Genomic DNA, 16,391 nt, shown 5'->3' with positions numbered 1-16,391 from the left:
TTACCTCCTTTTAGATGGTATGTGTGACATAGCATCCTCTACGGTTAAATCACCTTGGGCAATCCTATCGAGAATATCATCTATGTCCTCATTACCTTCGCTGTCACCTTCATCCTCTTCAACAAATGTGGACACTGACTCAGATTGGCCAAGTTGCGATTTTATATAATTTGCCTGTTCAAGAACAGTTGTATAAGTAAATAAATCCGCAATATCCATCATTCCTGGATAACTTATTTCATATTCGTCGTGTAATTGTATCGTTAATATTGAATTTCCACCCAATGCATCAAATTCATCATCAGCATCCAAAGTGTCCATTAGTAATGTTCTTGCCCAAATATTAGCAACATTCATATCAACCTCATCAGGGTCCAATATGCCTGTCAGATATACGTTCCTTATTTCACCTGTATGCTGTTTCGGTTTATGTTCTACCCTTGTTTCCTTTCTTATATTATCTGTTCTTTGTATTTGACCTGGCATCAAAACTGCTGGTAATGACTCAGGTTGCGACAAAATATGTTCCATGATTACTAAGGCTTCCCTTGTGTCCAATGGCGTAAAGTTCTGGTTTTCAACCACGGCCCCCATCCGTCTGGCCATTCCAGTTTCCCGCCAAGCTGGCCACTGAAGGCTTAAAGCTGGCAATCCCATACGTTGTCTGTAAACAATAAAAGCATCCAAGAACATGTTAGCTGATGTGTAATCTCCTTGACCTGGTCTCGGTTCCAATGATGCAATACTTGAAAAAGTAATAAATATGTCTGGGTTATCCTGTAATGTTGCCAAATGTAAATGAATTGCTCCATTTACTTTTGGAGAATATACATCATAAAAAGTTTCTGTCTGCTTTTTATAAATAAACCCATCACCAGCTTTTCCAGCTAGGTGAAAAACACCTTTGATCCGTCCGTATGCTGAACGTATATCCGATAAAAACTTGGATACTTGCTCATAATTATCAATTGCTACGGAAAGTACCTCTAAGGAATCCAGTTTATTTTTTAGTTCCAGCCATTGCTTCACACGCTGCCTTTCATGCGTTTCATTGGATTGATCAACAATCGATTCCCATAATTCGCGTTGTGGAATAGGACGTTGCCCAAGTAACACGAGACGTCTAACACCAAGTTTTGCTAGGTGTCCAGCGAGTTCTATTCCAAGATCACCCGTACCACCGCTCAGTACATAAACCCCCTCTTCCTTGTCAATGATCTTATTTTGTTTGGCCGGAAGTCGACTTTCCTCTAAACCTGGTTCATAAACTCCTGTAGAACGATATACCAAGAAAGAAGGGCGGTCTTTATTAGCTATCTCGTGAAGTAACAGCTCTGCCGATGTTTCATGATCATAATCGATAACTCTCATGTTTAATGCCTTAAACTCTTGTCTTCCAACTTCCCAAAGTCCTGTTAAAGCGGCTTGGCCTGGCTGGATATTTGTCTCATCTCCATTAACGTCCCAAGCATTTCTAGTTAAAGCTATTACCCCTAATTTGGTTTTAAATTTCATTTTCGACCAGGCCTTCAGAAATTGAAAACCTTCCATCACAGCATCTTCAGATTCCATCTTCCATAAATCCAAATCGGTGCCTAAGTGTTCTGGTGCTGACCAAGTGAAAATAGTTAGAGCCATGTCTACACCTTCCAAAACCTTTAACGACTTTTCTAAATTATTATCGCTAGGAGAAATCTCAATTACGTTGGTTCCCTTTTCCGTCAAAACATCCTTTATGGCTTTGGAAGCAGCATTACTTTTTCCTGCTAAAACAACTGCACCTGAAGGAAGTGTTACTTCTTTAGGCAAGTCATAGGGACGGAATACTCTTTTATAACCATAACCATCTGATTGGTCTGTTCGATTTAATGTGGACGAGGCTGATTTGATACAATAATCTTTTACCTCAACCAATAAATTTCCTGTTGAATCATATATCTTCACATTAAAACGATGAATATTCGAATTATTTGTTTCATCAATTTTTGTCAAATGTGCATATACAGTGGTAGAGAGCTTATTGTAAACAAATAGTTCACCATAAGATAACGGTAAATAAAACTCTTTTTCATCTAACCGAATGTTGATGCCATTCATACATAAATCCATAACAGCGGGGTGTAAATGATAACTCTCTCTATCTTCCTTATATTTTTCTGGAAGGCTCAGTTTAATTAAATATTCCTTTCCCGATTGATCCATTCGACCTTCAATTAATGATTTTGTCCAACGTTCACTCACTATAATGTTTTGACTTTCAGAATTTGATAAATCAATATTTAATGGCGTGTCTACATGTTCCATCAGATGCTCCATATTTACTTTCACGCCATCAGATTGACTTTTTTGTTCCCCTTCGAACGTCGCTTCAGCGTGTTGGACCCATTCATTTTCTTTATTAAGACTAGCAAATTGCATATGTTTTTGAGTACCTTTGTCTTCTATTAATAAATGCAGCTCTTTCGATGCCCCATCTTCCACCGTGAAAGGCTGAATAAATCTGACATCAGTAAAATACAACATTGAATTATTTCCATATACGTTTCTCGCCCACTCCACCATTATTTCTAGTAAAGCAGACCCCGGAAGCGTACTGATCCCCATAATTCTATGTTCAGTCAACTCCCAATAGTTTTCTGGCTGAAACGTTTTCCGAAACACTGTGTGTCCAATTGTGCTGACTGGATAATCCCCAAGCAATGGATGACCTTTTGCTGCGGTCGAAATCGCTTTGGATTCAACCCAACAATGACGGTGTTGAAAAGGATATGTTGGGAGGGGAATACGCCTTGCTTCCCATCCTCTCATCATAAGATCCCACGGTAGCTCAACTCCCAAAATATAGAGTTCTGCTAACTTATTTAAAACTTCATCGGTATAGTTCTTATGATTAGCACTCACCAAATCTTGAGCTTTCTTTTCTAACCTTCGTAATTTGGTTGGCGTTAGGTCTGAGGCTTGTCGTCGTTTACTTTCATTCTCAAATAAACGATGTTCACCATACCAGAGAGAGGAGTCAGGTAATGCATCCTTTCCCAGTGCAGTAAAGCGTCTTAAAGCAGACATCAACTGTTCACGGGTATCAAATCGAATGGCCAAACGTATAGGATGATGCATCCTTCCCTGTGATGCTGTATATACCATATCAGCCAAATTTATTTCCTTATCTTCCAGACGTTGTATGTATTCTGCGGTCAACAACCTTAATGCTTTTAATGTTTTAGCACTTAAAGGCAATAAAAATGGTTGATTGTTTAGATTATTGTTCCTAACACGTTCCTTTGGGGCTGATTCCAATACAAGATGGCAGTTCGTTCCACTTAGTCCAAAACTGTTAATACCCGCTCGTAAAACTTCCTCGTTTTCTTTTGACCACGGTACCGTCTTGTCAATTACATGTACAGGAGACTCAACAAATGATATATTTCGGTTCGGTACAGAGAAGTGAAGACTCGCAGGTAAAACCTTCTTTTTCATTGCCAAGACTAATTTAGCTACACCTCCCAGACCTGACGCATGATCTAAATGTCCAATGTTCGATTTTAAAGAACCTATACCACAAAATTGCTTTTTCTCGGTAAATTGACTGATGGCTCGCTGTATTCCGTCAATCTCTACAGGATCCCCCAGTCTAGTACCTGTACCATGAGCTTCTATATAGCTCAACTGATCTCCTGTCACTCCAGCATCATCTAGAGCTTCAATTATCAACTCTTTCTGAGCCTCTGAATTTGGGGCTGTAATTCCGTTGGAAGCCCCATCCTGATTAGAAGCTCCGCCTAATATGACGGCATAAATATGATCCCCGTCACGCTTAGCTTCTTCCAGAGATTTAAGGACAAATGCAAATGACCCCTCCGCAGTCGTTGTTCCATCAGATGAATCATCAAAGGTCCGTGTTTTGCTATCCGAAGAGCCGATACCAGAAAGGCCTTTAATGCCAGTACGTAATTCTTCGTCATCTAACAAAGGGATTGATTGACTTTTAACGGAACCTGCAATAGCCACAGAGCAATCTCCTCTGTCAATAGACCGGTAGGCATGGTACATTGCCATCAAACCCGAGGAACATGCAGTATCAATTAAGAGAGTCGGCCCCTTAAAATTTAGGTGATAAGCCAGTCGACTGGCAATCAGGGACTTAATATTTCCAAGTGTAGCTACTTCTGGTGCCCCGGGGTTTAAGGTACTCTGTATTTGACGATAATCTACATTAAAGTCTGTCGAGAACCCGACAAAAATACCGGTGTTTGATCCTATAATATCCGTTCCCCCATAGCCTGAATCCTCCAAAGCTTTCCATGCCGTCTCTAAAAAAATTCTCTGATTTGGATCCATGTAATTTGCTTCTTGTTGGGAAATTCCAAAGAATCCTGGGTCAAACCCAGCAATATCAGTCATGTACGTGGAACGCATAACCTCCCTATCATGGATCGATAGATTTTTAGCTTGCAAGAATGCTTCCAAATCCTTGTATCTTTGTGATGGGAGATCCTTAACTCCTTCCCGACCTTGAACGAGCAATCCCCAAAATTCATCTAGATTCTCTGCGGCACCTACACGACCAGAAATCCCTATAATGGCAACTGCATCCCCTTTTGAATCTGACCCTATTTGGTTGGAATGAACCTCAGGTTGACCATCATGATCCACAATTTCATCTAAATCGATCTCGTCCAAATTGAAATTAAATGTACCCATCAACCACCCTCCCTAACCAACTGTAAATCTTCCATTATAAGTGACTCGATAGATGTTGAATGTGAAATTTGTTTTATCCTTTCATTCTGTTCTTGTTCAGGAACACCTTTTGTTTTAAAGATTATTTTCAAATCAGATAAGGCGTGTAACAATTCTTCTTTTTTAGGGGAGCGTTTTTCCTGCTCAATCAAATCATGAACCTTTTGAATTCTTTTATAAGGTTCTATCACCCCTTTTTTATATTCGTCTTCGTTCCAATTCATATTACGGGTAGCTACTGCCGCTCCCAAACAAAGTCCAACAAAATTAGGTAGCTTTGAATTGTCTTTTTCTTTCAATTCATATTCGGATTTTCTTGCATTACGATCTGCTTCCTCGTCATAAGCATATACTCGGGCTTCGGGTATTGTTTGTAATGTCAGGTTTTTAAGAACGCTTTTGGGACCAATTTCTAACCAATTATCTATCCGTTCTTCGGATAACCTGGAAAGCGTCTTGGTCCATCGTACTGGTTGAGTTAATTGGGATACCAAAAATCCCTTAATATCATCTTCTTTAGTATATAAGCGTCCATCTTGTCCACACATCACTGGCACAGACATATCTCCAAGAATGATAGGCTCTAAGGCTTGAGCCAATGGACCTTGTGCATCTGCCATAAATTCACTGTGAAAAGCCCCACTTACATTCAGAGGAATCACATTTGCACCTAAACCTTTCAGATGTTCACCTATCTTGAGCATCTCCTCTGTAATACTTGACAATACCGTTTGAGTTGGACTATTGAAGTTAGCAATCTGAATATTGACCCCTTTAGGATCCGTTTCTGCAATATAAGATTCTACAATGGATGCCTTAATGTTTGTCACTGCGACCATACCAACTTGTTTATCTGTATTACAAGCAGCCATCGCCTCACCTCGAACACGCGCCAGATGCACACCATCTGCAAAGGTAAATACTCCAGATGCAGTCAAAGCCGATAATTCACCAATGCTATGTCCAGCCAAAAATGCAGGTTTAATCTTTTCTTCCTCTAATAACACTTCATACATAGCCACGCTTAATGTTAGAAGAGCTACTTGCGTATTCTCTGTTTTCTTCAACTCATTGGCGGGACCATTAAAACATAATGAAGCCAAGTCCAAACCTAAAATCTCAGAAACTTCTTCAAACCGTTGTCGAACTATCTCATAATTGTCAAACCAATATTTCCCCATTCCAACATATTGGGATGATTGTCCTGGGAACATCACCACTGATTTATCCATTTTTATAACCCCTTTACACTAACCTTTCATCATATTTGAAATGAAAGGCTATATAATTATAGATCAGATGTAAATCTTTATAACATTGAGATAATTTAGTGTGCATTTTACTTCGTACATTACCCGTCTCATTAACAAGAGAAGGCAAGAATAAATTGTCAAAACCGAAAGTGACATTCGACAGTCTTTACTATCCTCGCCTCCAAGTGTTCACCGCTAGTACATTTAGGTCAAACTAACTATTTTTTCTACTACTAGGCTTACCATTTTTACAAATTGTTTGAGTTGGGTCTGTAAAGTATTTGCTGCAGTACGTCTTCCATAAATAATGGATAATTTTATTTGGTCCTGCTTCTTATGAACAACTAAGTAAAAATCAAACTTTTTTAACAGCTTTCTACTATCCATGTCGTTCTCATTTACAAAGCCTACCCGGACATGTTCATCTGAACTCGTAATCAAATCCAGAGAATTGATCGTTTGGAAATCTTTCTGTGTTGGAAAAGAAGCTGATAGATCCTTAAGAACCTGCCCAAGATCAGAATAACTGTGAAAATCAAAATTCACACAAGCAGCACGTTCCATATAGCCAATGGTCCATAAAGGAACTCTCTCCAATCTGTGACTTTTATGCAAATACAAGGCAAATAGACCAAAAAGCGTTTCAGAGAAATCTAAACCATAATGGAACCCTAAATCTTTTACAGCGTTGGAAATCCCTAATTCTAACATTGTCTCAACTTGACCTTCCTCTTTTGAATAAACATCAAACCATGCTTCTGGCAATGCAAACTTCCCTTTATGAACCGTTTTCTGACCTACATCCACAATGTATTCCTTTAATTTTGAAATGGTGGAAAGTGCAAACAAATCAGCTACGGTAACAACACCTGGAAACTTTTTTTCCAGTTCATCATGAACAAGAACAAGACTGAAGGACTTGCCGCCAATATCAAAAAAACTATCGTTAAGTCCAATCTCTTTATCTCCCAAAACCTTTTTCCAGATATTTAGAATGGTATCTTCCACTCGCTCCGCTACGTTTTCATTCGAATGCTCTTTTCTATTTACGTTGGGCAATGGCAATTGTTTCCGATCGGTTTTCCCATTCAATGTTTGTGGAATAAAAGGTAGTTCAACGATAAAATCAGCTTCCATATATTCCGGTAATCGTTCAGCCAACCATTCACTAATCTCACTTTCTATTACAATTTCTTCTTGATGCTTTTGGAAATATGCTACTAACACATGATTTCCAGGACTTAACTCTTGGACTGCTGCTGCACCATTAATAATGGCAGGATGTTCTCGCAAAACTTCTTCAATTTCACCTAATTCGATTCGAAAACCTCGAAGTTTGACTTGATCATCCTCTCTACCGAGTGAAACTAGTTCGCCATCCTTCCACACAGCCCGATCACCAGTAAAATACATTCTCCCATCCGTAAATGGCTCTTCAACAAACCGTTCAGCGGTCAATTCCGGTTTATTATGATACCCATGCGCAACACCTGATCCGCCTATCCATAAATCGCCAATTACTCCTGTAGATACCAAGCGTCTGTTTTTATCCAATACATAAACATTTGTATTGGCAATCGGAAGTCCAATGCTGACTGTTTCAGTTTTTGTTAATTCTTTATACGTGGACCACACACATGTCTCTGTTGGTCCGTATACATTAAAGATACGTAGAGTTGGAAAGCTTTGTAGGAAAGGTAACAGAGGGGTCGGGAAAACCTCTCCTCCAACTATAAGGACTTTTACCGATTTCAAAACTTTATCCGCATTTTTAGAATCAGCACACAATAGCTGTAATCGTGTAGGAGTCATCTGTAGACATTCCACTCCTCCATTGGTCACTATATGTGCCATTTCAGCTGGATTAGCCGCTTCATTATGTGACAATACAACACATCCGCCATGTACAAGGCAAAGTATTGTTTCAAGTAGAAATATGTCGAAAGATGAAGTTGTAAAACAAGCAGTTCTTGCTCCATTCGGCCAGTCTAATGCTTTCGCCATGCCAACCGTAAAATTGGCCAAGGAACCGTGCTCTATTTCTACTCCTTTCGGCTTCCCAGTCGAACCCGATGTATAAATAATGTAAGCTATATCACTTGGTTGTACCTCGTTATTCAAGATGGGGGCTTCTAGATTCCCATTCTTTTCATTCATTTCAAGATTAGCTGGATCTAAGTAAGGTAATGAAAAGTCATGGTATTCCATTATTGTTCTTTCACTTATCAATTGCTGAATAGCGCTGTCTTCCATCATGTATCTCAAGCGCTCCTTTGGAAATGACGAGTCCAAAGGTACAAAAACACACCCTAATTTTATCGCCGCCAACATCGATGCCAGCATATCAGGAGTTCGTGAAAGCAATATTCCTATTTTCCCCCCAGGGCGAACCCCTAATTTCATTAAGTGATCAGCCAACATCCTAGATCGTATACCAAGTTCTTTATAGGATAGTTCTTTTCCTTGAAACCAAACGGCAGATTCCGTGGGTTTATTTTTAAAAACATCAGACAAAAGTTTGTTTACCGTCGTTTTATCATTTTCGTCTTTAACTCCTCTCCCCATAGACAGCAGCTTTTGTTCTGCCCCATGTGTGAGTTCAAAATCTGAAAATGGTATTTCAGGCGCTTTGATGATTTCCTTTAAAAATATCTGAAAACGCTTAATCCAATCATCAATACGTTCCTGTGAGAACAATGGTTTTGCATAATTTAACCTGAAAATTATTTCATCATCACTTTCCAGCACATCTAAAAATAAATCGAACTGGGCATATCGGCGTGGAATTTCATCTCGAACTCCTTTAACATCACCAAATTGATAATCCTTTTGTTCTATCGTATTGTAATTGACCATCACATCAAATAGTGGATTACGACTCATATCTCGTGGAATTTCCAGTTCTTCCAACAACATATCAAAAGGATAATCACCGTTACTATACGCATCCAGAAGGGTATCTTTCATCGTTCGTAAATAATCGATAAAGGAGATGGATGAATCGAGATTCGACCGCAGTATGATTGTTTGAGTAAACATCCCGACATTGTATTTAAAGTCACCCACATTTCGTCTATTCAATGGAACAGCAACACAAAAGTCTGTTTGATTAGACAACTTACCCAAAAATGCAGTCCATGCTGCCAATACTCCCATGAATGTTGTAGCATTATTTTCTTTTGCCAAGGTTTTAATAGCAGCTGTTATATCAGCATCCAGCGTAAATTTACTTATCGAACCTCCAAAGGGGTTTATTTCTGGTCTAGATATATCACTTGGAAGATCCAGCGAATTCGGAAGTGGGTTCAATTGGTTTAACCACCATTCCCGTTGTTTATGGGCCTCTTTGCTATTTAGGAATGCCTGTTCTTTCACTACGAAATCTCGATAATGCTTCGGTACCTCCCTCAAGGGAACTCCATTCAATAAATCAGATAAATCATTCAATATCAGGTTTAAAGCGTACCCATCAGCAATAGTATGATGTGAATTTAAGATCAACCTATATCCTTTATCATCTTGTACTAATCCCCATCTCCACAAAGGAGGCTTAGAAAGGACAAATGGACTTTCAAAGAAATCCTTAAATTTCGCTTCACCATCTTCATCTCGTAGATCTATCTCTGCATACACGGGTTCAATTCTATCGGCAATGTCATAGGTAATATTAGAGCCTGTAATGCGGAAAGAGCTCCGTAGTGTCTCATGTTTATCTGAAATATTCTGAAAGAATTTTTTTAATTTATTGATATCAATCGGATTATCTAACCTATACACCTGAGCAATTTGGTTAGCGACATTTCCACCTTCAAGTTGTGATAAAAAGTAAACTCTTTGTTGATCAGAAGTTAATTCGAGATCCTGCTTGTTACTCTCACCTTTGTTATTATCAACTCTTACAATGTTTTCATCGTTTGGATCTAACGTTGTTAACCTTTCCTCAATGCGGATTAACCGTGTTTCCATTTTTTCCAGCAAGGAGCTTAGAGCTGACATAGACGTCTCTTCCTCAACTCTCAATTCTTGTGCAGAAGCATTAACGGATTCAAAACAATTCTCGTGAATATATTTGCTTAATGCATTAACTGTATTCAAATCAGCAAAGAACATTTTTATTGGAATATCTAAACGATATTGATGCATAATTTTCTCGGAAAGTTGTACAAGCATTAAAGAATCCAGTCCAAATCTAAATAGATTCATAGAATTCGTAATATCTTCACTACGCACCTCTACAATGTCCTCTAGCATGTTCCTTAAAGACTCCTGAATATCAGCATCATTTTCAATCTTCTTCAAATGCGTATCCATTTTTCCCCGGAAATCGTCTATTTGCTGCTCCACTTTTGATTCCAACGTATTCTCAATCTCCTGGGATGTTTGATTGGAAACATTTATATCCGATATCCAGTATTTTTTGCGATCGTAAGGAGTATGTGGAAGATTCTCTGTTCTTGTAAAATCACCACTATAAAGAGCATTCCATTGTATTGGATAACCAGTTTCCCACAATCGGCCTAAGCTTTGGTATATTTGCTTCCATGAAGAACGATTCTTACGTAAACTAGGTAAAAACAACAAATTTTCTCCACTTAAATTGTTTTGCGCTGCCAGTCCACATAGGGTTGCAGTACCTCCAATTTCCAGAAAAACACGGGCTCCTTGTGAAACCGCTGTTTCCAATGCATCAGAAAAGCGAACTGGCTCCACCAAATGTTTTACCCAATAATCCCCATTTAACATGACATCTTCAGGAATAAAATCATCATATACCGAAGAGATAAAACGATAGGATGGTTCATGAAATGTCACTTTTTCAAATTCAGTTTTTAGTAGGTGTGCCCTATCTTTCATCATCACCGAATGGAAAGGATGAGACACTAAAAGATCCTCAACAAAGATTCTCTTTTTTCGTGCTCGAGATACTAAATCGTCCATACTCGACTTTCCACCAGATACTGTGACATTCTCTGATGAGTTAATTGCAGCTATAGAAACATCATCATACTTACTAATCATTTCGCGAACAACAGACTCATTGGCTAACATACCAGCCATACGACCTTCCATAGGCGTTTCATCCATGATATATGCTCTAGTGAAAACCATATGGATAGCATCTTCCATACTTACTACACCATCTAAACATGCAGCTGAATACTCGCCAATGCTATGTCCAATGAACATATCCGGTACTACGCCTAAAGATTCCCAAAAATGAGCTAATGCGATCTGGATGGAAAAGATCAAAGGTTGTGCATATAAAGGGAGATGAATCTCAGCAGTCTCTGGACCATAAATGATTTGTCCCAACGATTTTCCGATTTTCATTTCAAACAATGCATCAAGTTCATCAAATTTCTTTCTAAATACTGAGGATTGTTCATACAAGGTTCGTGCCATATTATGGTAATGTGATCCTTGTCCAGTGAACAGAAAAACTAAAGGTTTTTGTACCTCACCCACTTGAACCCCTAGCTTCTTTGAAGAATTAGCCAGATTGTCCAGTCGTTTTTCCAAAGATTCCAAATCACTTACGGTCAGTGCAAGTCGATGACTGAGTGACGCTCTCCCCCGGTTAAGATTCACACAAAGTTCAGCTATTCCAGCTGTCGGTTGACGACACCAATCTGCTAAATCCCTGACATATTGACGCAAAGCATTCTCACTTTGAGCAGATATCGTACATAAATGTGCATCTGTATTATTTAATGGTAATTCCTTATTATTTTCAGTAGCTGATTCAACCACTAAATGAGCATTGGTTCCACTAATACCAAATGCGCTTATCCCAGCCCGACGCACACCTTGTCTTGCTTTCCATTCTATAGGCTCATGAACAACCTCAAGTGGGATTTTATCCCATTTTATTAAGCGATTCCCTTTTTGGAAATGTAGATTTGCTGGAATCCGACCATGCTTCATCGATAACAATATTTTACACAAACCGGCTATGCCTGCAGCCGCTTCAAGATGACCCAGATTTGATTTTACACTCCCTAAGTGAACCGATTGTTTCCTTTTCTTAAAAACTTCTGCTAATGCATTGACCTCTAATGGGTCACCAATCTTTGTAGCAGAGCCATGTGCTTCCACATAATCGATATCTTCCGGCTTTAAACCACTATCAGATAAAGCATACCGGATCAGTTGTTGTTGGGACAATCCATTAGGAACAGTCAGTCCACCACTACGGCCATCGTGATTAACGGCACCTCCACGGATAACCCCCCACAAATAATCTCCATCCCGCTTTGCATCTTCCAATCGTTTGAGGATAAGAACAGCACTACCTTCACTCCGAATGTATCCGTCAGCAGAATCATCAAAACTTCGGCAACGCTCAGAAGGAGACAATGCTCCAAGGCTGGTTGTACCAACATGTCCCTCTGCCCTTAAAATTAAATTTACCCCTGATACCAATGCGACATCACAACCACCTGACCGTAGTTGTAACATCCCCTGATGTACCGATACCAAAGAAGAAGAACATGCTGTGTCAATAGCCATGGATGGACCTTGCAGACCAAGAACATATGAAATTCGACCAGCAGCAGTATTCAGCAAAGTTCCGGTAAAGGTATAGGGTCCCGGGGAATGCCCAAGGTCACGACCGATCTGAGCATAATCACTGCCAGAAATCCCTACAAACACCCCTGTTTTTGTTCCAGCTAATGATGTTGGATCCCAACCTGCATCCTCTAAAGCTTCCCAATGTAATTCCAGCAAAAGCCGTTGTTGAGGGTCCATTGATTGAGCTTCCTTTGGCGAAATTCCAAAAAACAATGGATCAAACTTTTCTACATCATCAAGGTATGATCCTTTACGTGTAGTAATATTTTTGTTGGTCGACGGATCGTCTTTCCATCTACCTTCAGGTATTTCACTAACCGGATCGATGCCCTTATCCAATAGTTCCCAAAATTTCTCCGGTGTATCTGCACCTCCTGGAAAGCGACAAGACATACTAACTATAGCAATACCCTCATTTTCCCGAATGTCGTTCTCCTCCCTTTTCTCAAACTAACGAAGCTTTTCCATTACTGTTTATGAAGTTCGCAAGAGTTTGTATATTTGGATAATTCAGGGTATCAGAAACTTCTAGATCAACACCTAAACTTTTTTGCAATTGATCTTGTAATACGACCAACTGGGCCGAACTAAGGCCTAGATCAAAAAAATTAGTAGTTACACTTACATTTGTCATTCCTGTCAACTCTTCAACTTCTGCCTTAATTAACTTAATCCATTTATTTTTTTGTTTAATTGACCGACTAGACTGATTTATCTTATCAATGATTTGATTAAACTCCCCTGCTTGGTAATTCTCGACCAATTTATAACGTTGAACTTTATTGCTATCGGTTTTTGGTATTGATTTAATAGGTAATACGTGTGCAGCACGTAGACCATTATGCTTAAATAGCGCTAGTTGAACTTCTTTTACAATGGAATTAAACTGATCGGCCTCTTCCTCTAAATGTACAAATATAATCAAATCCTCTGTGCTTGTTTCTGCATTTGGAACACCACATGCGACATATGCCCCAACCATATTTTTACCAGCACCTTGAACAAGCATATCTTCAATATCCGTAAGAAAGTAATTTTTCCCATTGATGATGATTATGTCTTTAGCACGTCCTATAACAAATAGCTCACCACCAGCAATAAGCCCAATATCTCCAGTCTTTAACCAACCATCCACGGTAAATGACTTTTGTGTAGTTTCTGAATTTCGATAATATCCTGGAGTCACAGTGGGTCCGTTGAGTTCAATATGTCCTACAACGTTCTCAATGCAGGCTGTACCGTTTACAATAATCCTAAGATCAGTATGCTCAATCGGATAACCGACACTCACAATTTCAATAGCATTCATGGAATCAGGTTCAACAATTTTTAGTTCCTGTCCCACACCCAAATGTGTACGATCAACAGAATAAGATAAAGGTAGTTGATTTAAGTCATTCATAGCTACTAGTGCGCTGTTTTCAGTCATACCGTAAGCCGTTATGAATGTCTGATCTGATAACCCCCATGGACTCAACGATTCTAAGAATTCGTTATATAACGATATCGGTATATTTTCTGAACCAAACCAAGTCATCCTGACACAATTAAAATCCCACTCTTCTTTATTAGCTATTTCGGAATTAAAGTGCTTAAGGAAATGACGGTATCCGAAATTTGGAGCACCTATCACACTAACTTGATATTTATGAACAAAACTAAACCAAATGTTAGGATTTGATATAAATACTCCCGGCTGCATATGATATTGATTTAATCCATATAATATCGGAAACAAATGGAAAAGAGTAAAGCCAAATGTATGTGTTAAAGGTATCCAACATAGCATTGAATCTGACTTAATGGGCTTCATTTTTTCTGCCGCATCATATAGGCTTGTCAATAATGATTTATGTGTTATTATAACGCCTTTAGGCTGACCAGTAGAACCTGATGAGAATTGAATATATGCAATATCATCAGCATGAGGCTCATAATATTCAGGTTGTTGATTCACACAATCTACTTGCTCAGGTGAAAACAGATGTGATGACATTGATTCAAAAGTATGGAAAAGATCATTTTCTTTTGCAAATAACTTTAAATTATTTTTAAGTATGTCACTGTTTGTTGCAATCCAAGGTTGCTTAAGTATAGGCCAAAGATTAAACAATCTTTTCTCGTTTCCCTTTGTTTCATCAAATGGAAGTGGAACAGGGATTATTCCCCCAATCAAACATGCCCAAAAGGATATGAGAAATGGACGTTCGGATTCAAATTGTAATATTAATTCATCTCCCTTGTTAACACCCATTTCTTGAAATGCCGTAAGATAATTGCTAGCTTCTGATAAAAGCTCCTCGTATGACATAAATTCCTCATCATTGGCACTATAAATAAATTGGACTCCTTTATCATTTACTGCTCCTTCCTTTAAACTCTCAACTAAAGTCGTGTACTTTTTCATAACCACTCCTCCGTTCCATAGTATTGGTACTATATTTTTGGATTCCATAATCTGCAATTAGAATCTGTTGAATCTGTGAAGTACCTTCTATGATTTCCAAAATTTTTGATTCCCTAAATAATCTTTCAACAGGATATTCATTCCAACATCCGTTGCCTCCTAATACTTGAACAGCATCAGAAGCAACGCGAAATGCTGCCTTGGACGTAAAGTATTTAGCTATGTTCGTTTCCATAATTGCCTCATCGTTATTAGCATTGCGTAACTCTCCCGCTCTATTGCACAAAGATTGAGCGGCATGGACATCCGTTACGGCGTTAGCAATCATTCTTTTAACGAGTTGAAATTGGCCGATTTTTTGACCAAACTGCTCTCTAGTTCTGGCGTATTTCGTCATTTCCTCTAAAGCGGATTCTACAATTGCTAGTCCAGCCCAGGCAATACTGTAACGGCCATAAAAAAGAGCTGTATTAACTACAATATTGAATCCCTTTCCGTATATCCCCACTAATTGTTCTTTTGGAACTTTCATGTCGCGCAAGGTAACTTCGGCCATGTGTGTAGCACGTCCAGCTAACATACCTTTCATTGGTTGAATTTCAATTCCTGGCATTGAACTTTCGACGATAAAGGTCTTTATGATACCTTGTTCCGTTGCGACAACCAAAAATAAATCAGCTACTTCTCCAAATGAAATCCACTTTTTTTTCCCATTCAGAATGAAATAATCTTCTTGCTCCTCACATTTTGTTTGTAAGTCGTTGATATTACTTCCAGCATTTGGCTCCGATAAAGCAAAACACCCAATGCGTCGACCGTTCGCAAGGTCTTTTAAGTACTTTTCCTTTTGGTAGGTACTTCCTAATTTCAACAATGTTTCACATACAAGGGAAGTATGAACAGTCAATAAAGTTCTTGTGGAGGAACATGCTTTCCCAAATATTTTAGTGAAGATACCGTAATTCAAAGGATCTAGTCCTAAACCGCCGTATTCAGTTGGAATGGCTGCTCCCAAAAACCCTCTCTCAGCCATACCGAAAATTACCTCTTCTGATATCGCTTGATTTTGATCAAATTCTCCCGATTGTGGTCTAATGACTGTTTCAACATACCTTGAGGCTCTCTCTAAAATATCGCTCTGCCTTTCAGTTTGCATGAGTATTACGTCCTTTTAGCTGCTTAACCAAATTAGCGATATTATCCACAGAGCTGAAGTTCTCCAAAACTATCATTTCATCTGAAACTTCGATGTCGAATTTACTTTCAATAAAATGAAGTAAACGTATTGCAAAAATGGAGCTTACAAAGCCTTTTTCAAAAATGTTATCGGAATCAGCTAGGTCTTCTCCATCGTTGAATGCTTCCATGTTTTTTATTATGAAGTCACGGATTTGGTTATAAACCTCTGTACGATTCAA

At 38.8% G+C, this 16,391-nt stretch carries 6 protein-coding genes; all 6 read right to left on the bottom strand.

Annotation, left to right across the window (positions count from 1 at the left end; translation table 11 throughout):
• The 6 genes from BN985_RS13855 to BN985_RS13830 all read right to left on the bottom strand — a co-directional run bounded on the left by BN985_RS13855 (window position 1) and on the right by BN985_RS13830 (window position 16,391).
• Window positions 1-4,701 (bottom strand): beta-ketoacyl synthase N-terminal-like domain-containing protein, encoded by a 4,701-nt coding sequence (locus BN985_RS13855; RefSeq protein ID WP_042224156.1) that lies wholly within the window; start codon window positions 4,699-4,701, stop codon window positions 1-3.
• Window positions 4,701-5,972 carry an ACP S-malonyltransferase gene (gene fabD, locus BN985_RS13850; RefSeq protein ID WP_042224155.1) on the bottom strand — a complete coding sequence of 424 codons (1,272 nt, stop codon included), beginning with the start codon at window positions 5,970-5,972 and terminating at the stop codon, window positions 4,701-4,703. The genes BN985_RS13855 and fabD overlap by 1 nt, the downstream gene beginning before the upstream one ends.
• 225 nt (window positions 5,973-6,197) lie before the next feature.
• On the bottom strand, window positions 6,198-12,968 hold the full coding sequence (locus BN985_RS13845; RefSeq protein ID WP_269635362.1) for a non-ribosomal peptide synthetase/type I polyketide synthase: 6,771 nt from the start codon (window positions 12,966-12,968) through the stop codon (window positions 6,198-6,200).
• Between the two features lie 43 nt (window positions 12,969-13,011).
• Window positions 13,012-14,973 carry an AMP-binding protein gene (locus BN985_RS13840; protein WP_042224154.1) on the bottom strand — a complete coding sequence of 654 codons (1,962 nt, stop codon included), beginning with the start codon at window positions 14,971-14,973 and terminating at the stop codon, window positions 13,012-13,014.
• The gene (locus BN985_RS13835) at window positions 14,948-16,129 is read right to left on the bottom strand and encodes an acyl-CoA dehydrogenase family protein (protein WP_042224152.1); all 1,182 of its coding nucleotides are present in this window, start codon (window positions 16,127-16,129) and stop codon (window positions 14,948-14,950) included. Before BN985_RS13835 ends, BN985_RS13840 begins: the two co-directional genes overlap by 26 nt.
• Window positions 16,119-16,391, bottom strand: a complete 273-nt coding sequence (locus BN985_RS13830; RefSeq protein WP_198030019.1) for a phosphopantetheine-binding protein — start codon at window positions 16,389-16,391, stop codon at window positions 16,119-16,121. Before BN985_RS13830 ends, BN985_RS13835 begins: the two co-directional genes overlap by 11 nt.

Origin of the sequence: Oceanobacillus manasiensis (genome assembly GCF_000724085.1) — a bacterium.
Classification (GTDB): Bacteria; Bacillota; Bacilli; order Bacillales; family Amphibacillaceae; genus Oceanobacillus_B; species Oceanobacillus_B manasiensis.
Note: the sequence above shows the minus strand (reverse complement) of the source record. Positions and strands in the feature narration are given on the sequence as shown.

What these genes read in the sequence shown, in the direction of transcription:
- BN985_RS13840 (WP_042224154.1), bottom strand. Translation starts at nt 14,973, where the DNA reads ATGAAAAAGTACACGACTTTAGTTGAGAGTTTAAAGGAAGGAGCAGTA.
- BN985_RS13835 (WP_042224152.1), bottom strand. Translation starts at nt 16,129, where the DNA reads ATGCAAACTGAAAGGCAGAGCGATATTTTAGAGAGAGCCTCAAGGTAT.
- BN985_RS13855 (WP_042224156.1), bottom strand. Translation starts at nt 4,701, where the DNA reads ATGGGTACATTTAATTTCAATTTGGACGAGATCGATTTAGATGAAATT.
- fabD (WP_042224155.1), bottom strand. Translation starts at nt 5,972, where the DNA reads ATGGATAAATCAGTGGTGATGTTCCCAGGACAATCATCCCAATATGTT.